The 19,885-nt window shown below is 67.8% G+C and carries 23 protein-coding genes; 5 read left to right on the top strand and 18 right to left on the bottom strand.

The window, feature by feature from the left end:
* The first annotated feature begins 65 nt into the window (after positions 1-65).
* Positions 66-383: a hypothetical protein gene (locus P1K89_RS03275; protein ID WP_284614928.1), complete on the top strand. Its 318-nt coding sequence runs from the start codon at positions 66-68 to the stop codon at positions 381-383.
* A gap of 1 nt (position 384) precedes the next feature.
* Here the strand turns inward: P1K89_RS03275 and P1K89_RS03270 are convergent, their stop codons facing one another.
* The 10 genes from P1K89_RS03270 to scpA all read right to left on the bottom strand — a co-directional run bounded on the left by P1K89_RS03270 (position 385) and on the right by scpA (position 10,153).
* Positions 385-804: a type II toxin-antitoxin system VapC family toxin gene (locus P1K89_RS03270; RefSeq protein WP_284614927.1), complete on the bottom strand. Its 420-nt coding sequence runs from the start codon at positions 802-804 to the stop codon at positions 385-387.
* Positions 801-1,067, bottom strand: coding sequence for an AbrB/MazE/SpoVT family DNA-binding domain-containing protein (locus P1K89_RS03265; RefSeq protein ID WP_284614926.1), 267 nt, complete (start codon positions 1,065-1,067; stop codon positions 801-803). Before P1K89_RS03265 ends, P1K89_RS03270 begins: the two co-directional genes overlap by 4 nt.
* A gap of 61 nt (positions 1,068-1,128) precedes the next feature.
* Positions 1,129-1,590: a VOC family protein gene (locus P1K89_RS03260; protein ID WP_284614925.1), complete on the bottom strand. Its 462-nt coding sequence runs from the start codon at positions 1,588-1,590 to the stop codon at positions 1,129-1,131.
* A 2-nt stretch (positions 1,591-1,592) separates the two neighbouring features.
* Positions 1,593-2,573 (bottom strand): biotin synthase BioB, encoded by a 981-nt coding sequence (gene bioB / locus P1K89_RS03255; protein ID WP_439897965.1) that lies wholly within the window; start codon positions 2,571-2,573, stop codon positions 1,593-1,595.
* Between the two features lie 66 nt (positions 2,574-2,639).
* On the bottom strand, positions 2,640-4,691 hold the full coding sequence (locus P1K89_RS03250; RefSeq protein ID WP_284614924.1) for an acetyl-CoA carboxylase biotin carboxylase subunit: 2,052 nt from the start codon (positions 4,689-4,691) through the stop codon (positions 2,640-2,642).
* A gap of 14 nt (positions 4,692-4,705) precedes the next feature.
* On the bottom strand, positions 4,706-6,238 hold the full coding sequence (locus P1K89_RS03245; RefSeq protein WP_284614923.1) for an acyl-CoA carboxylase subunit beta: 1,533 nt from the start codon (positions 6,236-6,238) through the stop codon (positions 4,706-4,708).
* Positions 6,239-6,260: 22 nt separating this feature from the next.
* A complete protein-coding gene (gene meaB, locus P1K89_RS03240; protein ID WP_284614922.1) occupies positions 6,261-7,271 on the bottom strand; it encodes a methylmalonyl Co-A mutase-associated GTPase MeaB in 1,011 nt (336 codons plus the stop codon).
* Positions 7,272-7,658 carry a PIN domain-containing protein gene (locus P1K89_RS03235; RefSeq protein WP_284614921.1) on the bottom strand — a complete coding sequence of 129 codons (387 nt, stop codon included), beginning with the start codon at positions 7,656-7,658 and terminating at the stop codon, positions 7,272-7,274.
* Positions 7,659-7,671: 13 nt separating this feature from the next.
* The gene (locus P1K89_RS03230; RefSeq protein ID WP_284614920.1) at positions 7,672-7,959 is read right to left on the bottom strand and encodes a toxin-antitoxin system HicB family antitoxin; all 288 of its coding nucleotides are present in this window, start codon (positions 7,957-7,959) and stop codon (positions 7,672-7,674) included.
* Positions 7,960-7,993: 34 nt separating this feature from the next.
* Positions 7,994-10,153: a methylmalonyl-CoA mutase gene (gene scpA, locus P1K89_RS03225; protein WP_284614919.1), complete on the bottom strand. Its 2,160-nt coding sequence runs from the start codon at positions 10,151-10,153 to the stop codon at positions 7,994-7,996.
* Positions 10,154-10,263: 110 nt separating this feature from the next.
* Between scpA and P1K89_RS03220 the strand changes: the two genes are divergently transcribed.
* Positions 10,264-10,908 (top strand): GntR family transcriptional regulator, encoded by a 645-nt coding sequence (locus tag P1K89_RS03220; RefSeq protein ID WP_284614918.1) that lies wholly within the window; start codon positions 10,264-10,266, stop codon positions 10,906-10,908.
* A gap of 26 nt (positions 10,909-10,934) precedes the next feature.
* On the top strand, positions 10,935-11,294 hold the full coding sequence (locus P1K89_RS03215; protein ID WP_284614917.1) for a PilZ domain-containing protein: 360 nt from the start codon (positions 10,935-10,937) through the stop codon (positions 11,292-11,294).
* Here the strand turns inward: P1K89_RS03215 and selD are convergent.
* Entirely contained in the window at positions 11,281-12,354 is a 1,074-nt protein-coding gene (gene selD, locus P1K89_RS03210; RefSeq protein WP_284614916.1) for a selenide, water dikinase SelD, read from the bottom strand. The genes P1K89_RS03215 and selD overlap by 14 nt on opposite strands.
* Positions 12,355-12,461: 107 nt before the next feature.
* Between selD and P1K89_RS03205 the strand changes: the two genes are divergently transcribed.
* A complete protein-coding gene (locus tag P1K89_RS03205) occupies positions 12,462-12,674 on the top strand; it encodes a hypothetical protein (RefSeq protein WP_284614915.1) in 213 nt (70 codons plus the stop codon).
* 114 nt (positions 12,675-12,788) lie between these two features.
* Here the strand turns inward: P1K89_RS03205 and gltA are convergent, their stop codons facing one another.
* The 7 genes from gltA to P1K89_RS03170 all read right to left on the bottom strand — a co-directional run bounded on the left by gltA (position 12,789) and on the right by P1K89_RS03170 (position 18,610).
* Positions 12,789-14,099, bottom strand: a complete 1,311-nt coding sequence (gene gltA, locus P1K89_RS03200) for a citrate synthase (protein ID WP_284614914.1) — start codon at positions 14,097-14,099, stop codon at positions 12,789-12,791.
* A gap of 32 nt (positions 14,100-14,131) precedes the next feature.
* Positions 14,132-14,413: an FAD assembly factor SdhE gene (locus P1K89_RS03195; protein WP_284614913.1), complete on the bottom strand. Its 282-nt coding sequence runs from the start codon at positions 14,411-14,413 to the stop codon at positions 14,132-14,134.
* An 8-nt stretch (positions 14,414-14,421) separates the two neighbouring features.
* Positions 14,422-15,123 carry a succinate dehydrogenase iron-sulfur subunit gene (locus P1K89_RS03190; protein ID WP_284614912.1) on the bottom strand — a complete coding sequence of 234 codons (702 nt, stop codon included), beginning with the start codon at positions 15,121-15,123 and terminating at the stop codon, positions 14,422-14,424.
* A 20-nt stretch (positions 15,124-15,143) separates the two neighbouring features.
* Complete coding sequence (gene sdhA / locus P1K89_RS03185; RefSeq protein WP_284614911.1) at positions 15,144-16,940, bottom strand: succinate dehydrogenase flavoprotein subunit; 1,797 nt, start codon at positions 16,938-16,940, stop codon at positions 15,144-15,146.
* Positions 16,940-17,302, bottom strand: coding sequence for a succinate dehydrogenase, hydrophobic membrane anchor protein (gene sdhD / locus P1K89_RS03180; protein ID WP_284614910.1), 363 nt, complete (start codon positions 17,300-17,302; stop codon positions 16,940-16,942). The genes sdhA and sdhD overlap by 1 nt, the downstream gene beginning before the upstream one ends.
* A gap of 14 nt (positions 17,303-17,316) precedes the next feature.
* The gene (gene sdhC, locus P1K89_RS03175; RefSeq protein WP_284614909.1) at positions 17,317-17,742 is read right to left on the bottom strand and encodes a succinate dehydrogenase, cytochrome b556 subunit; all 426 of its coding nucleotides are present in this window, start codon (positions 17,740-17,742) and stop codon (positions 17,317-17,319) included.
* A 94-nt stretch (positions 17,743-17,836) separates the two neighbouring features.
* Positions 17,837-18,610 carry a GntR family transcriptional regulator gene (locus P1K89_RS03170; protein WP_284614908.1) on the bottom strand — a complete coding sequence of 258 codons (774 nt, stop codon included), beginning with the start codon at positions 18,608-18,610 and terminating at the stop codon, positions 17,837-17,839.
* 261 nt (positions 18,611-18,871) lie between these two features.
* Here P1K89_RS03170 and P1K89_RS03165 point away from each other — a divergent pair, with 261 nt between their 5' ends.
* The gene (locus P1K89_RS03165; protein ID WP_284614907.1) at positions 18,872-19,858 is read left to right on the top strand and encodes a malate dehydrogenase; all 987 of its coding nucleotides are present in this window, start codon (positions 18,872-18,874) and stop codon (positions 19,856-19,858) included.
* Positions 19,859-19,885 lie beyond the last annotated feature (27 nt).

The following is a 19,885-nucleotide window of genomic DNA, read 5'->3' as shown; positions in this document are numbered from 1 at the left end:
TGTGCGCGCCACCGATGGCAAGAGTCCATCGGCCTTTCACCAACGCCGCCGCTGGGACGCTCGACATGAACCCTCTTCTCGAAGCGCATCGCCACACGTCGAAGAACCGCGAAGAGCTGGAGGGCAGCAAGCTCTGCGGCTGCTGCTGCTGCATCGGCATCTTCAAGACGACGGAGATCGTCGCCTGGACCGGCCTCGACATCGACCAGCTCGACAACCCCGAGACGGCCGGCGGCGAGACCGCGCTGTGCCCACGCTGCGGCAGCGAAGCGCTGATCGGCGACCGCGCCGGTTATGCGCTGACGCCCGACTTCCTGAACAAGATGAACCAGGCCTGGTACCAGACGACGCGGCGCATCAAGCTGCCGGACCGGCAGGCCTAGTTCAAGGCGCGGGAAGTTCCACCGCGGGTGTCAGCCCGCGGCGCTTCGCTCTGCGAACGAATCGTCGATCGTCGAAGCTGATCAATCGCTCGCAACCGGCGCTGAGCGCCCAATGCAAGGCATCGGCAAAGTCGAAGCCTTCGCGGTGAAGTTCGGCCGCATCCTTCGCGGCTTGCCAGCGATCGACGGTCACGTGCGGCATGCCCAGCAGGTGAGCGAGGGCATCGCAGAAGGCTGCGGGCTCGGCCTCATAGAAGCCGCGCATGACCCACTCGAACTCGAGGACGACCGTCAGCGGCACGAACACCGGCGCCGGCCCCACCATCACCTTGTAGGCGGCCGGCCGTTGACGCTTGGCCTCCGGATCCGAGGGATCGTCGCAGTAGAAGCGCGCGAGGATGTTGGTGTCGACCGCGATCACTTGCGCCGTCCGGTGCCCTTGATCACGAGGCTGGCGGGATCAAATTCCGACAGGCGGCGCTGCACGCCTGCCTTGCGCGTGACCTTGATCATCCCGAATCCGGCGGCCGGTTCCGAGGGGGCGATGCGACGCCGCACGATCAGCCGCAGCACGCCACCTTCGTCGACGAATTCGACCTGTGTACCGGGCGTCAGACCGAAGCGCTCCCGGATGCGTGCCGGGATGACGATCTGGCCCTTCTCTGTCAACGTGGCGCTGGCCATGACGGCCCTCCGTGCGAGTGTCGCGAGGCCCGAGTCTACGCCGCTTACCCAGTAAGCGGATTCAGCGCAGCGCCGCGATCACGTCCGCCGGCGCCTGCACCAACTCGATCAGCACACCCTCGCCGCCGATCGGGAACTCGTCGTTCGCCTTCGGGTGGATGAAGCAGATGTCGTGGCCCGCGGCGCCGGGGCGGATGCCGCCGGGCGCGAAGCGCACGCCGTGGGCGGTCATCCAGTCGACCGCCGCGCGCAGGTCATCGACCCACAGGCCGACGTGGTTCAGCGGCGTCGTGTGGACCGCCGGCTTCTTGTCGGGATCGAGCGGCTGCATCAGGTCGACCTCGACCGCATGCACGCCTTCGCCGAGCGCGCAGATGTCCTCGTCGACGTTCTCGCGCTCGCTGACGAAGGTGCTCTTGACCGACAGCCCGAACATGTCCACCCACAGCGACTTCAGCCGCTGCTTGTCGGGCCCGCCGATGGCGATCTGCTGGATGCCGAGGATGCGGAAGGGCTTGTCCATCGTCACAGCTCCGAGCTGACGGCCAAGTCCAGCCGCTGCAGCAGCGCGCGGTCGTCGGCGACCTCGGGATTGCCGGTGACCAGCAGCTTGTCGCCGTAGAAGATCGAGTTCGCGCCGGCCAGGAAGCACAGCGCCTGGATGCCGTCACCGAGCTCGCGGCGGCCGGCCGACAGGCGCACGCGGGCGCGCGGCATCGTGATGCGCGCCGCGGCGATCACGCGCACGACCTCGAAGGGGTCCACCGGCTCCTGGTTCTCGAGCGGCGTGCCGCCGACGCGCACGAGGTTGTTGATGGGCACCGATTCCGGCGCCGGATCGAGGTTCGCCAGCTGCGCGATCAGCCCGGCGCGCTGCGCCCGCGTCTCGCCCATGCCGAGGATGCCGCCGCAGCAGACCTTGATGCCGGCCTCGCGCACGTGCTGCAGCGTGTCCAGGCGGTCCTGGTAGTCGCGCGTGTGGATCACCTGGTCGTAGAAGTCCGGCGACGAGTCGAGGTTGTGGTTGTAGAAGTCGAGGCCGGCGTCCTTCAGGGTCGCCGCCTGCGCGGGCTTCAGCATGCCCAGCGTCGCGCAGGTCTCGAGGCCCAGGCCGCGTACTTCGCGCACCAGCACCGCCACCTTCTCGATGTCGCGGTCGTTCGGGCTGCGCCAGGCCGCACCCATGCAGAAGCGCGAGGCGCCGGCGGCCTGCGCCGCGCGTGCCGCCTCGAGCACCGCATCGGGCTCCATCATCTTCGTCGCCTCGACGCCGGTGTCGTAGTGCACCGACTGCGGGCAATAGCCGCAGTCCTCCGGGCAGCCGCCGGTCTTCACCGACAGCAGCGACGCCAGCTCGACGTCGCGCTGCGGGAAGTGCTCGCGGTGCACGGTCTGCGCCCGGTACACCAGTTCCATGAAGGGCAGCGCCAGCAGCGCCTCGATGCGCTCGGGCGTCCAGGCGGCGGTGGCCGGAATCGGCGCGACGGGCGTCGGCTTGCGCTGGATCTGGATCGGCTGGGATTCGACGACGGAAGAAGTGCTCAAGAAACTGCTCCAGGAAGAGTGCTCACGTCAGGCGAAGCGCAGGATGGGCTGGTCGACCGCCAGGCTCTCGCCCTGCTTGGCCAGCACCTCGCTCACGGTGCCGTCCTGCGATGCGGTGAGGATGTTCTCCATTTTCATCGCTTCGATGACCGCCAGCCGTTCACCCGCCTGCACCGGCTGGCCGGGCTGCACGGCGATGTTCACCAGCAGGCCCGGCATCGGCGACAGCAGGAACTTGCTCATGTCCGCCGGCGCCTTGAACGGCATCACGCGCAGCAGTTCGGCCGCACGCGGGGCCAGCACCTGCGCGTCGATCTGGCGGCCGTTGTGCGCAACGCGCAACCACAGCCCGTGGCGCTCGATCTGCGCGACGAAGGCTTCGCCGTTGCAGCGGCCGCTGGCGCGGATCGCGCGGAAGCGCCAGTCCTTGGCCAGCGCGTAGCGCCGTTCGCCGACGGTGACGACCAGCTCGCCGTTCTGCTGCACGCGCACCGGCCGGTGCTCGAACTGCCCGCCCTGGCCCCGGATGACGACGACGAACTGCTCGCCGATCTGCACGCCATGCCCCGGCAACTGGCCGGTGATGCCGGCGGCCCGTTCCAGGTAACGCCGGTTCGCAGCGGCCGCCAGCGCGACCAGGAAGTCCGGATCGTCGTGCGGCACGTCCTCGGCGCGGAAGCCCTTCGGGTAGTGTTCGGCGATGAAGCCGGTGTTGAAGTCGCCGGTCGCGAACTTCGGGTGCGCCAGCAGCGCGGCCTGGAACGGGATGTTGCTCGAGATGCCGCGGATCACGAAGCCGTTCAAGGCCTCGCGCATCTTGGCGATCGCGTCGGCGCGGTCGCGCCCGTGCACGATCAGCTTGGCGATCATCGAGTCGTAGAACATCGGGATCTCGCCGCCTTCGTAGACGCCGGTGTCCACGCGAACGCCGCCGAAGCGATCGCCTTCATAAGCCGCGCCCTGCAGCGTGGTGACGCCCTGCACCAGGTCCGCAGCCGGCGGCTGGTAGCGCACCAGGCGCCCGGTCGACGGCAGGAAGTTGCGGAACGGGTCCTCGGCGTTGATGCGGCACTCGATCGCCCAGCCGCGGCGCGGGATGTCGGCTTGCGCGAACGCCAGCTTCTCGCCGGCCGCGACGCGGATCATCTGCTCGACGAGGTCCAGCCCGGTGATGCACTCGGTGACCGGGTGCTCGACCTGCAGCCGCGTATTCATCTCGAGGAAGTAGAACGACTGGTCCTTGCCGACGACGAACTCGACTGTGCCCGCGCTCTGGTACCTCACGGCCTTCGCCAGCGCCACCGCCTGCTCGCCCATCGCGCGGCGCGTGGCGTCGCTGATGAAGGGCGACGGCGCCTCCTCGATCACCTTCTGGTGGCGGCGCTGGATCGAGCACTCGCGCTCCCACAGGTAGACGCAATTGCCGTGCGCGTCGCCCAGCACCTGGATCTCGATGTGCCGCGGCTGCTCGACGAACTTCTCGATGAAGATGCGGTCGTCGCCGAAGCTCGCCTTGGCCTCGTTGCGGCAGGAGGTGAAGCCGTCCAGCGCTTCCTTGTCGTTGAAGGCGACGCGCAGGCCCTTGCCCCCGCCCCCGGCACTGGCCTTGATCATCACCGGATAGCCGATGTCGCGCGCGATCTCCACCGCCCGCTCGGGCGACTCGATCGCGTCGTTCCAGCCGGGAATGGTGTTGACCTTGGCCTCGTTGGCCAGCTTCTTTGACGCGATCTTGTCGCCCATCGCGGCGATCGAGTAGTGCTTCGGACCGATGAAGACCAGGCCCTCCTCCTCGACGCGCCTGGCGAAGTCCTCGTTCTCGGACAGGAAGCCGTAGCCGGGATGGATGGCCTGCGCACCGGTGGATTTCGCGGCGGCGATGATCTTGTCGGCGACGAGGTAGGACTCGCGCGAGGGCGCCGGCCCCAGCAGCACGGCTTCGTCGGCCAGCTCGACGTGGCGCGCGTCCTTGTCGGCCTCGGAATGCACCGCGACGGTGGCGATGCCCATCTTGCGGGCGGTCTGGATGACGCGGCAGGCGATCTCGCCCCGGTTGGCAATCAGAATCTTCGTGAACATGGCGCGGCGTCCTCTTACAGCGGGATATTTCCGTGCTTGCGCCACGGGTTGTCGAGCTTCTTGTCCTTCAGCATCGCCAGCGAGCGGCAGATGCGCTTGCGGGTCTCGTGCGGCTGGATCACGTCGTCGATGAAGCCGCGCGCGCCGGCGACGAAGGGGTTCGCGAAGCGGGCCTTGTACTCGGCCTCCTTGGCGGCCAGCTTGGCCGGATCGCCCTTGTCCTCGCGGAAGATGATCTCCACCGCGCCCTTGGCGCCCATCACCGCGATCTCGGCATTCGGCCAGGCGAAGTTGACGTCGCCGCGCAGGTGCTTGGAGCTCATCACGTCATAGGCGCCGCCGTAGGCCTTGCGGGTGATCACCGTCACCTTCGGCACGGTGCATTCGGCATAGGCGTAGAGCAGCTTCGCGCCGTGCTTGATGATGCCGCCGTACTCCTGCGCGGTGCCGGGCATGAAGCCGGGCACGTCGACGAAGGTGACCACCGGGATGTTGAAGGCATCGCAGAAGCGCACGAAACGCGCCGCCTTGATGCTGGACTTGATGTCCAGGCAGCCGGCCAGCACCAGCGGGTTGTTGGCGACGATGCCCACCGCCTGCCCGTCCATGCGCGCCATGCCGACGACGATGTTCTTCGCATGGTCGGGCTGGATCTCGAAGAAGTCGCCGTCGTCGACGACCTTGTGGATCAGTTCCTTGATGTCGTAGGGCTTGTTCGGGTTGTCCGGCACCAGCGTATCGAGCGAATCGTCGCGGCGGTCGGCCGGGTCGCCGCTCTTGCGCACCGGCGGCTTCTCGCGGTTGTTCAGCGGCAGGTAGTTGTAGAAGCGCCGCAGCATCAGGATCGCCTCGACGTCGTTCTCGAACGCCAGGTCGGCGACGCCGCTCTTGGTGGTGTGCGCGCTGGCGCCGCCGAGCTCCTCGGCGGTGACTTCCTCGTGCGTCACGGTCTTCACCACCTCGGGGCCGGTGACGAACATGTACGAGCTGTCCTTCACCATGAAGATGAAGTCGGTCATCGCGGGGGAATACACCGCGCCGCCCGCGCAGGGGCCCATGATCAGGCTGATCTGCGGGATCACGCCGGAGGCCATCACGTTGCGCTGGAACACCTCGGCATAACCGCCGAGTGACGCGACACCTTCCTGGATGCGCGCGCCGCCGGAATCGTTGAGGCCGATCACCGGCGCGCCGACCTTCATCGCCTGGTCCATGATCTTGCAGATCTTCTCGGCGTGCGCTTCCGACAGCGCGCCGCCGAAGACGGTGAAGTCCTGGCTGAAGACGAAGACGAGGCGGCCGTTGATCATGCCGTAGCCGGTGACGACACCGTCGCCCGGAACCTTCTGCTCGGCCATGCCGAAGTCGGCGCAGCGGTGCTCGACGAACATGTCCCATTCCTCGAAGCTGCCCTCGTCGAGCAGCAGCTCCAGCCGTTCGCGCGCGGTCAGCTTGCCCTTCTTGTGCTGCGCGGCGATGCGCTTCTCCCCGCCGCCCTGGCGCGCCTTCGCGCGCTTGTCCTCGAGCATCTGCTGGATGTCGTGCATGAAATGGTCCTTCTTCGACAAATCAATGGAACAGGTCGAGCAGCCGCCGCGCGGCCACCGAGGCGGCCACGGTGCCGCCGCGTACTTCGGCCGCCAGCGCCGGCAGCGCCGCGCGCACGTCGGGGTGGTGGCGGAAGCGGTCCTTGAGCCCCGCGTCGATGCGTTCCCACATCCACGCATGGTCCTGCGCATGGCGGCGCGCGGCAAGGCGGCCGTTGGCGGTCTGCAGCTCGCGAAAGCGCGACACCGCGGACCAGAAGTCATCGAGGCCGCTGGCCTTTAGCGCGCTCAGCTGCAGCACCTGCGGTTGCCACAGGCGGGCATCGTGGTGCTCGTGCTCCGGGTTGCCGTGCTGGCCGATCAGCCGCAGCGCCGACGTGATCTGCGCGCGGGCGCGCGTCGCGGCCGCCTCGTCCAGGTCGGCCTTGTTGATGACGACGAGGTCCGCCAGCTCCATCACGCCCTTCTTGATCGCTTGCAGGTCGTCGCCGGCGTTGGGCAGCTGAAGCAGCACAAAGCAGTCCGTCATGCCGGCGACCGCGGTCTCGCTCTGGCCGACGCCGACGGTCTCGACGATCACGATGTCGTGGCCCGCGGCCTCGCACACCAGCAGCGACTCGCGCGTCTTCTCCGCGACGCCGCCGAGCGTGCCGCTGGCGGGGCTGGGGCGGATGTAGGCGCGCTCGTGCATCGACAGCCGTTCCATGCGCGTCTTGTCGCCGAGGATCGAGCCGCCCGAGACGCTGGAAGACGGGTCGACCGCCAGCACCGCGACGCGGTGGCCGCGCTCGATCAGGTAGAGGCCCAGCGCCTCGATGAAGGTGCTTTTCCCCACGCCCGGCACGCCCGAGATGCCGAGCCGGAACGAGCGCCCCGAGGCCGGCAGCAGCGCGTTCAGCAACTCGTCGGCACGCGCGCGGTGGTCGGCGCGCGTCGACTCGAGCAGCGTGATCGTCTTGGCGATCGCGCGGCGCTGGCGCGGGCCGGGCTCGCCGGTCACCGCGTCATGCAGCGCCTGGTCGTCGGGGCTCATCTACAGGATCTCGAAGGTGCGGCCGTCCGGCAGGCGGTAGCGCGAAAAGTCTCTTCGATCGAGCGTCATGACCTGCGTGACGCCGGTGTCCGCCGCCAGCCAGACGAGCGAGGCGTCGGCGAGGTCCATCTCGGTACGAGGCGATTCGGTGTAGCGGCGCATCAGCTCAACCATCGGATCCAGCGCATCCTGCGCGAACGGGTAGACGGACACGCCGCCATCGGCCACCCAGCGCAGCATGGCGAAACGGCGCGGCGGCATCAGCAGGTGGCTGGCTTCGACGACGCACGGCCAGGTGGTCGCGAGCGGCCAGCCCTCTTCGGCCGCGCGCGCGAACAAGGCCTGGTAGTGCGCGGTGTCGCGCTGCCGCTCGCCGAAGGCCGCCACGATGGCGCTGGCGTCAACGATCGCCGCCAACACCGTGCTTCGCCTTCAACTTCTTCGTCAACGCCGCGCGCGACTTGACGGTGTCGTACGGCAGCTCCTGGCCCTCGTAGGCCTGCTTGAGCTTGTAGCCCGCACGCTCCTCTTCCGCGATCAGGCGCTGCATCAATTCGAACGGGTTTTTCTTGCCCAGGGCCCGTTCGACCGCCTGGATGATGAACTGAGACTTCGTGATGCCCTGACGCTGGGCTGCGGCTTCGAGTTCCCGCTCCAGCAACGGGTCCATGCGCACGGATACGGCCATGATCGACTCCCGGGTGAACTACCGTATTACAGTATCACACCCGGACCGCTGCCGCCTTGATCTGCTCCAGCACATCCTTCGCACTGACCGGGATCGGCGTGCCCGGCCCGTAGATGCCCTTGACGCCGGCGTCGTAGAGGAAGCCGTAGTCCTGCTGCGGGATCACGCCACCGACGAAGACGATGATGTCGTCGGCGCCCTGCTTCTTCAGCTCGTCGATGATCGCCGGCACCAGCGTCTTGTGGCCCGCCGCGAGCGTCGAGATGCCCACGGCATGCACGTCGTTCTCGATCGCCTGGCGCGCGCATTCCTCGGGCGTCTGGAACAGCGGGCCCATGTCGACGTCGTAGCCGAGGTCGGCGAACGCGGTGGCGACGACCTTCGCGCCGCGATCGTGGCCGTCCTGGCCGAGCTTGGCGATCATCACGCGCGGGCGGCGGCCGGCTTCGTCGGCGAAGGCGGCGATCTCGGCCTTCAACTTCTCCCAGCCTTCGGCCGAGTCGTAGGCCGCCGCGTAGACGCCGGTGACCTTCTGGATGTCGGCGCGGTGGCGGCCGAACACGGTCTCGAGCGCGTCGCTGACCTCGCCGACGGTGGCGCGCACGCGCATCGCCTGGATGCTCAGGTCCAACAGATTGCCCTGGCCGGTCTGGGCCGCCTCGGTCAGTGCCCGCAGCGCGGCGCGCACGGCATCGGCATCCCGCGTCGACTTGATCGACTGCAGCCGCGCGATCTGCTGCTCGCGTACCCGGACGTTGTCGACCTCGAGGATGTCGACCGGATCTTCCTTCTGCAGCCGGTACTTGTTGACGCCGACGATCACGTCCTTGCCGGAATCGATGCGGGCCTGCTTCTCGGCGGCGCTGGCCTCGATCTTCAGCTTGGCCCAGCCGGAGTCGACGGCGCGGGTCATGCCGCCCATCGCCTGCACTTCCTCGATGATGGCCCAGGCCTGGTCGGCCATCTGCTGGGTGAGCGTCTCCATCATGTAGCTGCCGGCCCAGGGATCGACGACGCTGGTGATGTGCGTCTCTTCCTGGATGATCAGCTGGGTGTTGCGCGCGATGCGCGCGGAGAACTCGGTGGGCAGCGCGATCGCCTCGTCGAAGGAGTTGGTGTGCAGGCTCTGCGTACCGCCAAAGACAGCGGCCATCGCCTCGATCGTCGTGCGCACGACGTTGTTGTACGGGTCCTGCTCGGTCAGGCTCCAGCCCGAGGTCTGGCAGTGCGTGCGCAGCATCAGGCTCTTCGGGTTCTTCGCGCCGACACCCTTCATGATCCGGCACCACAAGAGGCGCGCGGCGCGCATCTTGGCGATCTCCAGATAGAAGTTCATGCCGATCGCCCAGAAGAACGACAGGCGGCCGGCGAACTCGTCGACGTCCAGGCCCTTGGCCATCGCCGTCTTCACGTACTCCTGGCCGTCGGCCAGCGTGAACGCGAGCTCGAGCGCCTGGTTCGCGCCGGCTTCCTGCATGTGGTAGCCGGAGATCGAGATCGAGTTGAACTTCGGCATCTTCTGCGCCGTGTACTCGATGATGTCCGCGATGATGCGCATCGAGGGTTCGGGCGGGAAGATGTAGGTGTTGCGGACCATGAACTCCTTGAGGATGTCGTTCTGGATGGTCCCCGACAGCTGCGCCTGCGGCACGCCCTGCTCCTCGGCCGCGACGACGTAGCCCGCCAGCACCGGCAGCACCGCGCCGTTCATCGTCATCGACACTGACACCTTGTCGAGCGGGATGCCGTCGAACAGGATCTTCATGTCCTCGACCGAGTCGATCGCCACGCCGGCCTTGCCGACGTCGCCGGTGACGCGCGGGTGGTCCGAGTCGTAGCCGCGGTGCGTCGCGAGGTCGAAGGCCACGCTGACGCCCTGTGCCCCGGCGGCCAGCGCCTTGCGGTAGAAGGCGTTCGATTCCTCGGCGGTCGAGAAGCCGGCGTACTGGCGGATGGTCCACGGCCGCACCGCGTACATCGTGGCCTGCGGGCCGCGGATGAAGGGCTCGAAGCCGGGCAGCGTGTCGGCGTGCGGCAGGTTCGCGGTGTCGGCCGCGGTGTACAGGGGCTTGACCGTCAGCCCTTCGGGCGTCACCCAGTTCAGCGCGCTCACGTCGCCGCCGGGCGCCGACTTGGCCGCCGCCTTCGCCCATTGGTCGAGGGTGGCGCGGTTGAATTCAGGGGCGTTGGACATGAACGGGCTCCGGCGAGATCTCTTGCAACCAACCGGTCCAGTAGCCGGCTTGCCGCGCATGATACATGATGCATAATTATGAATCACGAATACCCGAGACGGAAGCCCCGATGCTCGCGAACCCGCCACTGACCCCGCGCGCGCTGTACCAGGACGTCGCCGAAAGGCTGCGCCAGCAGATCTTCGCGCGCGAGCTGGAGCCCGGCAGCTGGATCGACGAGCAGAAGATCGCGGCCGACTACGGCATCAGCCGCACGCCGCTGCGCGAGGCGCTGAAGGTGCTGGCAGTCGAGGGCCTGGTGACGATGAAGGTGCGCCGCGGTGCCTACGTCACCGAGATGTCGGCCGACGACGTGACGCAGATCTACCACCTGCTCGGCCTGCTCGAGGCCGATGCCGCGGCGGTGGTGGCACGCGAGGGCGGCGGCGAGCAGATCAAGCGCCTGCGCACGCTGCACGACAAGCTCGAGAAGCACACACGGCAGCGCGACGTGTTCTTCGCCGCCAACGAGCAGTTCCACCTCGCGCTGCTCGAGATGTCAGGCAACCGCTGGCTGCAGCACACGGTGCAGGACCTGCGCAAGATGATGAAGCTCAACCGCCACCACTCGTTGTTCCGCCAGGGCCGCATCGCCGAGTCGCTCGACGAGCACCGCGCGCTGATGGAAGCCATCGAGGCGCGCGACCCGGTCGCGGCCGAGCGCTTGATGCGGCAGCATTTCGAGAACGGTCTGGCAGCCGCCGTGCCCCGCTGACGCGGCAAAGCCGCTAAGCTCGCCGGATGAATCCTGCGGACTTCGCCAAGCGCAGCGGTGCCGATCGCCGCGAGGCGGTGCGCCGCCCGCTGCGCTCGCCGGCCCTGGTGCTGCTGCCCGGCCAGCCGGGCCGCGTCGGCAAGACGCTGGACGTCTCCGAGACCGGCGTCTGCGTGATGCTGACCGAGATGCTGCCCGGTGGCACGCAATGCCTGGTCGGCTTCGAACTGCCCGACCGCACGGGCGCACGCAAGCGCGTGCAGTCGAAGGCCCGCGTCGTGCACAGCGTGCTGTCGACGCAGGGCGACGGCTTCAAGGTCGGCATGCAGTTCGTCGAGCCGCCGGCCGAGACCTGCCGCGCACTCGAGTCCTTCATCCGCGAATGACCAGCGCGGGGGTCTGCCCGCTGCCCGGCTCGCGCTCGACCACCTCGCCGATCTCGGCCGCGTCGGCAAAGCCCTGAGCGCGGAACACCGCGAGCACCTGATCGACGGCATCCGGCCGGCACGACACCAGCAGCCCGCCGCTGGTCTGCGGATCGGTCAGCAGCGCCCGGTCCGCCGCCGCGAAATCCGGCGGCAGCACGATCTGGTCGCCGTACGAGCTCCAGTTGCGCCCCGACGCCCCGGTGACCTGCCCGCCCGCCGCGCGCTCGCGCACGCCGGCCAGCAGCGGCACGCGCGGCCAATCGATGCGCAGTGTGCAACCCGCGCCGCGCGCGAGCTCCAGCGCATGGCCCGCGAGGCCGAAGCCGGTGACGTCGGTCAGCGCATGCACGCCATCCAGCCCGGCCAGCGCCGGGCCCGGCGTGTTCAGCCGCGTCGTGCAGTCGATCATCTGCGCGTAGCCGGCCGCATCGAGCTGCTCCTTCTTCAGGGCCGCCGACAGGATGCCCACGCCCAGCGGCTTGCCGAGCACCAGCCGGTCACCGGCGCGCGCATCGGCATTGCGCTTGACCTTGTCCGGATGCACCAGGCCGAGCACGACGAGGCCGTAGATGGGCTCCACCGAGTCGATCGTGTGGCCGCCGGCGATCGGGATGCCGGCGGCGGCGCAGACGGACTGCCCGCCTTCGAGGATGCGGGCGATCGTCTCCAGCGGCAGCACGTTGATCGGCATGCCGACGATGGCCAGCGCGAAGATCGGCTGGCCGCCCATCGCGTAGACGTCGCTGATCGCGTTGGTGGCCGCGATGCGGCCGAAGTCGAAGGGGTCGTCGACGATCGGCATGAAGAAGTCGGTCGTCGCGATGAGCGCCTGGCTCTCGTTGAGCCGGTACACCGCCGCGTCGTCGGCGGTCTCGATGCCGACCAGCAGTTCCTTCGGCACCGGCAGCGCCGGCGACTGCCGCAGGATCTGCGACAACACGCCCGGCGCGATCTTGCAGCCGCAGCCGCCGCCGTGCGACAGGCTGGTCAGGCGGGGGACGGTTTCGGGAGCATTCATGGTTTTGCGTGAGTCGCTGGGTCGGTCGTGAATGATGTCACGCACGCACGGCTCAAGCCGGGCGCCGGCGCGCCGAAGAGCGCAGGAAGCGCGAAAGGAGAAGTGCCATGTCGAACACGCCAGAAGAACCCATCCATCTCACGTTCGACGGTGCCGGTGCGCCGCAGCAGCCGCGCCCGGCCGAAGCCGCGGCGATCGCGCTGGAGCTGGCGCGCCGCAGCAGCGCCGAGGAAGCCGCCGCCGCGGCCGAAGCCGAGCGCCGCGCCTTCGCCGATACCGAGCCCGCGTTCCTGGACACGGTGACGCCGGACTCCGACTGACGCTGTCATCCCGCTGGTAGAAAGTACAACGGCCGCCAGGGCTCGAGCCCTGGCGGCCGTCGGTGCTCGAGCCCCGTCACCCGCCGCGAATGCAGCGGGCGCCGGACCCGCCGGTCAGCGCTCGCCGATCGGCTTGACGTCGCGCTTGGGCGATCCGACGAAGAGCTGGCGCGGGCGGCCGATCTTGTACTCGGGGTCGCCGATCATCTCGTTGAGCTGGGCGATCCAGCCGACCGTGCGGGCCAGCGCGAAGATCGCGGTGAACAGCGACACCGGGATGCCGATCGCGCGCTGCACGATGCCGGAGTAGAAGTCGACGTTCGGGTAGAGCTTGCGGGCGACGAAGTACTCGTCTTCCAGCGCGATCTTCTCCAGCGCCATCGCCAGCTTGAACAGCGGGTCGTTCTCCAGGCCCAGGGCCTGGAGCACCTCGTGGCAGGTCTCGCGCATCAGCTTCGCGCGCGGGTCGTAGTTCTTGTAGACGCGGTGGCCGAAGCCCATCAGCTTGACCTGCGAGTTCTTGTCCTTCACCTGCCGGATGAACTCGCCGATCTTCTCGACGCCGCCCTGCTTCTGGATGTCCTCCAGCATGTTCAGCGCCGCTTCGTTCGCGCCGCCGTGCGCCGGGCCCCACAGGCAGGCCACGCCGGCCGCGATGGCTGCGAACGGGTTGGTGCCCGACGAGCCGCACAGGCGCACCGTCGAGGTCGACGCGTTCTGCTCGTGGTCGGCGTGCAGGATGAAGATGCGGTCGATCGCGCGCGTCAGCACGTCGTTCGACTTGTATTCCTCGCACGGCGTCGCGAACATCATGCGCATGAAGTTCGCCGAGTACGACAGGTCGTTGCGCGGGTACATGTAGGGCTGGCCGACGCCGTACTTGTAGGCCATCGCCACCAGCGTCGGCATCTTCGCGATCAGGCGGATCGCCGCGATCTCACGATGTTGCGCGTTATTGATGTCGGTGCTGTCGTGGTAGAAGGCCGACAGCGCGCCGACCAGGCCGGTCATCACCGCCATCGGGTGCGCGTCGCGGCGGAAGCCGCGCAGGAAGAACTGCATCTGCTCGTTGACCATCGTGTGGTTGGTCACGAGCTTGACGAAGTCCGCCTTCTGCTGCGGGTTGGGCAGGTCGCCCTTGAGCAGCAGGTAGCAGGTCTCGAGGAAGTCGCACTGCGTCGCCAGCTGCTCGATCGGGTAGCCGCGGTACAGCAGCTCGCCCTTGTCGCCGTCGATGTAGGTGATCGTCGAGTTGCAGGACGCGGTCGACAGGAAGCCCGGGTCGTAGGTGAACTTGCCGGTCTGACCGTAGAGCTTGCGGATGTCGATCACGTCCGGGCCGATGCTGCCCTTGTAGATCGGCAATTCCATGCTGGGGCTGCCATCGGAGAAGGACAGCGTGGCTTTCACGTCGGACGGGGTCATGGCATTCCTTTCGGAGCTCTTTCAGAAAACGGTCAGTGCGGGGCGTCGTCCCGGGCACGCAGCATGCCGAGCACTTCGGTCACCTCCGGGCGCGCGAGCTCGCCCTCGGGTTCGCGCCGCGCCAGCAGCAGGTCGAGCAGGTCGTTGTCGGCCAGGTCCATCAGGGCCTGCAATCCGGTGGCATGGCGCACCGTCAACTGCGCCTCATGGCGGCGGAAGAAGCGCTCGATGAAGAGATCGTTCTCCAGCAGCCCGCGCCGGCAGCGCCACTTCAGGCGATTCAGCTCGGCGAGTTGCAGCGCAGCGGTGTCCATGCGTCGGATCAGATGGCTCGACGAACCATCAGCTCCTTGATCTTGCCGATCGCCTTCGTCGGGTTCAGGCCCTTCGGGCAGACGTCGACGCAGTTCATGATCGTGTGGCAGCGGAACAGGCGGTACGGGTCCTCGAGGTTGTCGAGGCGTTCCGCGGTGCCCTGGTCGCGGCTGTCGGCGATGAAACGGTAGGCCTGCAGCAGCCCGGCCGGGCCGACGAACTTGTCCGGATTCCACCAGAAGCTCGGGCAGCTGGTCGAGCAGCTCGCGCACAGGATGCACTCGTACAGGCCGTTGAGCTCCTCGCGCTCCTCGGGCGACTGCAGGCGCTCCTTCTCGGGCGGCACCTCGTCGTTCACCAGGTACGGCTTGATCGAGTTGTACTGCTTGAAGAACTGCGTCATGTCGACGATCAGGTCGCGGATGACGGGCAGGCCGGGCAGCGGCTTCAGCACGATCGGATCCTTCAGATCGCGCATGTTGGTCAGGCAGGCGAGGCCGTTCTTGCCGTTGATGTTCATCGCGTCCGAACCGCAGACGCCTTCGCGGCACGAGCGCCGGTAGCTGATCGCCGGATCGAGCGACTTCAGCTTGATCAGCGCATCGAGCAGCATGCGCTCGGAGCCGTCGAGCTCGACCTCGATGGTCTGCATGTAGGGCTTGGCGTCCTTGTCGGGGTCGTAGCGGTAGATCTTGAACGTGCGCTTCATGTGTTATCTCGATCCCAACATCAGAACGTGCGGACCTTCGGCGGAACGCTGTCCACCGTCAGCGGCTTCAGCTGCACCGGCTTGTACTCCAGGCGGTTGCCTTCGCTGTACCAGAGCGTGTGCTTCATCCACTCGGCGTCGTTGCGGCCCAGCGGGTGCTGCGGGTCGTCGGCGCCGCGCTCGTAGTCCTTCACCGTGTGCGCACCGCGGCATTCACGGCGGGCGGCGGCCGATTCGATGGTGGCCTGTGCCGACTCGATCAGGTTCTCGACTTCCAGCGCCTCGATGCGCGCGGTGTTGAAGACCTTGCTCTTGTCCTTCAGCGTGATGCCGGCGACACGTTCGCGGATCGCCGCGACCTTCTTCGTGCCTTCGTCCATCGCCGCCTGCGTGCGGAACACGCCGGCATGCTGCTGCATCGTGTTGCGCAGGTCGTTCGCGACGTCCTGCGCGTACTCGCCGCCGGTGGAGCTGTCGAGCTTGGCGATGCGCGCCAGCGAATAGTCGGCCGCGTCCTTCGGCAGCGGCTTGTGCGCGATGGCGCCCTTGGCCAGCTGCGCGACGATGTGGTCGCCGGCGGCCTTGCCGAACACCAGCAGGTCGAGCAGCGAATTCGTGCCGAGCCGGTTCGCGCCGTGCACGCTGACGCAGGAGCATTCGCCGACCGCGTAGAAGCCGTTGACGACGCGCTTGTAGTCGCCGTCCTTGGGCACCACCACCTGGCCATGGATGTTGGTCGGGATGCCGCCCATCTGGTAGTGGATGGTCGGCACCACCGGGATCGGTTCCTTCGTGATGTCGACGTTGGCGAAGTTGTGGCCGATCTCGAGCACGCTGGGCAGGCGCTTGGCGATGGTCTCGGCGCCCAGGTGCGTCATGTCGAGCTGGATGTAGTCCTTGTTCGGACCGCAGCCGCGACCTTCCTTGATCTCCTGGTCCATGCAGCGCGAGACGAAGTCGCGCGGCGCCAGGTCCTTCAGCGTCGGTGCGTAGCGCTCCATGAAGCGCTCGCCGTTGATGTTGCGCAGGATCGCACCTTCGCCGCGGCAGCCTTCGGTCAGCAGCACGCCGGCGCCGGCGACGCCGGTCGGGTGGAACTGCCAGAACTCCATGTCCTCGAGCGGGATGCCCGCGCGCGCGGCCATGCCCAGGCCGTCGCCGGTGTTGATGAAGGCGTTGGTCGACGCGGCGTAGATGCGGCCGGCGCCACCGGTGGCGAACAGCGTGACCTTGCCCTCGAGGATGTGCACGTCGCCGGTTTCCATCTCCAGCGCGGTGACGCCCAGCACGTCGCCATCGGCGTCGCGGATGATGTCCAGCGCCATCCACTCGACGAAGAACTGCGTGCGCGCCTTGACGTTCTGCTGGTACAGCGTGTGCAGCATCGCGTGGCCGGTGCGGTCGGCGGCCGCGCACGCGCGCTGCACCGGCTTCTCGCCGTAGTTCGCGGTGTGGCCGCCGAAGGGCCGCTGGTAGATCGTGCCGTCCGGGTTGCGGTCGAACGGCATGCCGAAGTGCTCGAGCTCGTAGACCACCTTCGGCGCTTCGCGGCACATGAACTCGATCGCGTCCTGGTCGCCCAGCCAGTCGGAGCCCTTGACGGTGTCGTAGAAGTGGAAGTGCCAGTTGTCCTCGCTCATGTTGCCCAGCGAGGCCCCGATGCCGCCCTGCGCGGCGACGGTGTGCGAGCGCGTCGGGAAGACCTTGCTCAGCACGGCGACATTGAGGCCCGCGCGGGCCAGTTGCAGCGACGCGCGCATGCCGGAGCCACCGGCCCCGACGATCACCACATCGAACTTGCGCTTTGCGACTGCCATCAGAGTCTCCACAACACTTGCACGGCCCAGCCGGTGCAGCCGACCAGCCAGGCGATCGTCGCGACCTGCGCGACGAGCTTCACGCTCACCGACTGGATGTAGTCCATCCACACGTCGCGCATGCCGACCCAGGCGTGGTACGCGAGCGAGACGATGACGATGAAGGTCAGGAACTTCATCCACTGCTGGGCGAAGATGCCGGCCCAGCGCTCGTAGCCGAGCGGGCCGGGCAGCAGCACCTGCACCAGCAGCACGAGGGTGAACAGCGCCATCAGCGCCGCGGTGACGCGCTGGCTCAGCCAGTCGCGGAAGCCGTAGTGCGCGCCTACGACGAGGCGCTTCGAACCGTAGTTGGTGGCCATGCTGCCGTGCTCCTTCAGTACAGGCCGAACAGCTTGGCGCCCAGCGCCACGGTGAGGATCGTGCTCAGCGCGACCGTGACGATCGCCGACGAGCTGCCCTGCTGCTTGCTGACGCTGTGCGTCGCATCCATCCACAGGTGGCGCAGGCCGGCGATCGCGTGGAACAGGTAGGCCCAGATCAGCGCCAGCACGACCAGCTTGATCACCACGCCCGGCACGCCGCCGATGCCGGCGACGAAGGCGCTGGCGAAGGTGTCGTAGGAGATCTCGGAGGTGACGCTCTTGTCGAAGAGCCAGATCACGAAGGGCAGCAGGAAGAACATCAGCATGCCGCTGCCGCGGTGCAGGATCGACACCACCCCGGCGATCGGCAGCCGGTATTGCAGCGCTTCGATCAGGCGCATGTTCGCGCCGGGCCTTGTTCTCGAGATCTCTGGCATGGGGCTTGTCTCTTCGTAATCCGGGTGAAACCCTAGAAGTTTATTGCAACGCACAAGGCTTACCGGAAGCTTGGATGCGCGCGAACAACGCCGGTCAGCTCAATTCATTGCGATAGAAGTGGTGCTCGGTGTTGTACAGGCCGCGGCGCAGCTCGACCGGCTTGTCGCCGTAGGTGAAGGACAGGCGCTCGACGCTCAGCAGCGGCGTGCCTTCGGCCACCGCCAGCACGTCGGCCGTCGCGGCATCGGCGGCGACGGCGCGGATGCGCTCCTCGGCGCGGATCATGCGCACGCCGAACTCCGTCTCGAACATGCCGTACATCGGGCCCTTGTAGTCGGCCAGGCGCTCGGCCGTCAGGCCCTTGAACAGGGTGCCGGGCAGCCAGATCTCGTCGAAGACCACCGGCTTGGTATTGGCCAGCAGCAGCCGGCGCAGCAGCACCACCGCGTCGCCGCTCTTGACGTCGAGCGCCCGCGCCACCGGCGCCGGCGCGCGCAGCCGGCTGCAGTCGATCAGCCGGCGCTCCATGTCGGGCGTCACGCCGTCGTCGGCGGTCAGGCGCAGGAAGCGGTACTGCACCTGCTGCTCGGCATGCGTGGCGACGAAGGTGCCCTTGCCCTGGCGGCGCACCAGCAGGTTCTCGGCCGCCAGCTCGTCGATGGCCTTGCGCACCGTGCCCTGGCTGACCTTGAAGCGCGCGGCGAGGTCGAGCTCGCTCGGGATCGCCTCGCCCGGCTTCCACACGCCGGCCTGCAGCTCGCGCATGATCAGGCCCTTGATCTGCTGGTACAGCGGGCTGAACGCGGGCGCACCGTCGCCGGCCGGTTCGGCGGCGGGCGGCAGCACGGGGGCGTTCGGTGAGGGCATCGCCGGATTGCATCACAGCGCCGCGCCGGGTGTCCACCAAATGCTGACAGTTGTCTTATAGAAGACATAAGACCTATGGACAGGCCCCGTGAGAACCCCTAGAGTGGCCTACACTCGCTGTCTCGGTCCGGCCCTGCCCGTCAGCGCCCTCCCTGCAACGATGCTGCATCGATGTCGCATCGGTGCCCGGGGCACGCGCCGCAGCCGCCGCCCGCTCAGGTTTTCGCTCTCTCTTCACCCACCCATCCGCTGGAGTTTTCCATGAGCAAGAAGCCCGTCCGCGTGGCCGTCACCGGCGCCGCCGGCCAGATCGGTTATGCCCTGCTGTTCCGCATCGCCTCGGGCGAGATGCTGGGCAAGGACCAGCCGGTGATCCTGCAGTTGCTGGAGATCCCGGACGAGAAGGCGCAGAAGGCGCTCAAGGGCGTGATGATGGAGCTGGAGGACTGCGCCTTCCCGCTGCTGGCCGGCATGGAAGCGCACGGCGACGCCAACACCGCGTTCAAGGACACCGACTACGCGCTGCTCGTCGGCGCCCGCCCGCGCGGCCCCGGCATGGAGCGTGCCGACCTGCTAGCCGCCAACGCGCAGATCTTCACCGCGCAGGGCAAGGCGCTGAACTCGGTCGCGTCGCGCAACGTCAAGGTGCTGGTCGTCGGCAACCCGGCGAACACCAATGCCTACATCGCGATGAAGTCCGCCCCGGACCTCAAGCGCGAGAACTTCACCGCGATGCTGCGCCTGGACCACAACCGCGCGCTGAGCCAGGTCGCCGCCAAGACCGGCAAGCCGGTCGCGTCGATCAAGAAGCTGGCCGTGTGGGGCAACCACTCGCCGACGATGTACGCCGACTACCGCTTCGCGACGATCGACGGCGCCAGCGTCAAGGACATGATCAACGACCAGGTGTGGAACAAGGACACGTTCCTGCCCACCGTCGGCAAGCGCGGCGCGGCGATCATCGAAGCCCGCGGCCTGTCGTCGGCGGCCTCGGCGGCCAACGCGGCCATCGACCACATGCGCGACTGGGCGCTGGGTTCCAAGGGCGAGTGGGTCACGATGGGCGTGCCCTCCAACGGCGAGTACGGCATCCCGAAGGACGTGATGTTCGGCTTCCCGGTGACCACCGAGAACGGCGAGTACAAGATCGTCGAGGGCCTGACGATCGACGCGTTCTCGCAGGAATGCATCAACAAGACCCTGGCCGAGCTGCAGGGCGAGCAGGACGGCGTCAAGCACCTGCTGTGACGCATCTGCCGTGATCGCCGGGCGACC

The organism is Aquabacterium humicola (genome assembly GCF_030167915.1).
In the GTDB taxonomy this organism is placed as follows: Bacteria; Pseudomonadota; Gammaproteobacteria; order Burkholderiales; family Burkholderiaceae_C; genus Pseudaquabacterium; species Pseudaquabacterium humicola.
The sequence above is the reverse complement of the archived record's forward strand: the minus strand, read 5'-3'. Positions and strand labels throughout refer to the sequence as shown.

Bases quoted from the DNA above. Each gene is read 5' to 3' on its own strand.
- P1K89_RS03275 (WP_284614928.1), top strand. From the start codon at position 66: ATGAACCCTCTTCTCGAAGCGCATCGCCACACGTCGAAGAACCGCGAA.
- P1K89_RS03265 (WP_284614926.1), bottom strand. From the start codon at position 1,067: ATGGCCAGCGCCACGTTGACAGAGAAGGGCCAGATCGTCATCCCGGCA.
- P1K89_RS03260 (WP_284614925.1), bottom strand. From the start codon at position 1,590: ATGGACAAGCCCTTCCGCATCCTCGGCATCCAGCAGATCGCCATCGGC.
- P1K89_RS03250 (WP_284614924.1), bottom strand. From the start codon at position 4,691: ATGTTCACGAAGATTCTGATTGCCAACCGGGGCGAGATCGCCTGCCGC.
- P1K89_RS03245 (WP_284614923.1), bottom strand. From the start codon at position 6,238: ATGCACGACATCCAGCAGATGCTCGAGGACAAGCGCGCGAAGGCGCGC.
- meaB (WP_284614922.1), bottom strand. From the start codon at position 7,271: ATGAGCCCCGACGACCAGGCGCTGCATGACGCGGTGACCGGCGAGCCC.
- P1K89_RS03230 (WP_284614920.1), bottom strand. From the start codon at position 7,959: ATGGCCGTATCCGTGCGCATGGACCCGTTGCTGGAGCGGGAACTCGAA.
- scpA (WP_284614919.1), bottom strand. From the start codon at position 10,153: ATGTCCAACGCCCCTGAATTCAACCGCGCCACCCTCGACCAATGGGCG.
- P1K89_RS03220 (WP_284614918.1), top strand. From the start codon at position 10,264: ATGCTCGCGAACCCGCCACTGACCCCGCGCGCGCTGTACCAGGACGTC.
- P1K89_RS03215 (WP_284614917.1), top strand. From the start codon at position 10,935: ATGAATCCTGCGGACTTCGCCAAGCGCAGCGGTGCCGATCGCCGCGAG.
- selD (WP_284614916.1), bottom strand. From the start codon at position 12,354: ATGAATGCTCCCGAAACCGTCCCCCGCCTGACCAGCCTGTCGCACGGC.
- P1K89_RS03205 (WP_284614915.1), top strand. From the start codon at position 12,462: ATGTCGAACACGCCAGAAGAACCCATCCATCTCACGTTCGACGGTGCC.
- gltA (WP_284614914.1), bottom strand. From the start codon at position 14,099: ATGACCCCGTCCGACGTGAAAGCCACGCTGTCCTTCTCCGATGGCAGC.
- P1K89_RS03195 (WP_284614913.1), bottom strand. From the start codon at position 14,413: ATGGACACCGCTGCGCTGCAACTCGCCGAGCTGAATCGCCTGAAGTGG.
- P1K89_RS03190 (WP_284614912.1), bottom strand. From the start codon at position 15,123: ATGAAGCGCACGTTCAAGATCTACCGCTACGACCCCGACAAGGACGCC.
- sdhA (WP_284614911.1), bottom strand. From the start codon at position 16,940: ATGGCAGTCGCAAAGCGCAAGTTCGATGTGGTGATCGTCGGGGCCGGT.
- sdhD (WP_284614910.1), bottom strand. From the start codon at position 17,302: ATGGCCACCAACTACGGTTCGAAGCGCCTCGTCGTAGGCGCGCACTAC.
- sdhC (WP_284614909.1), bottom strand. From the start codon at position 17,742: ATGCCAGAGATCTCGAGAACAAGGCCCGGCGCGAACATGCGCCTGATC.
- P1K89_RS03170 (WP_284614908.1), bottom strand. From the start codon at position 18,610: ATGCCCTCACCGAACGCCCCCGTGCTGCCGCCCGCCGCCGAACCGGCC.
- P1K89_RS03165 (WP_284614907.1), top strand. From the start codon at position 18,872: ATGAGCAAGAAGCCCGTCCGCGTGGCCGTCACCGGCGCCGCCGGCCAG.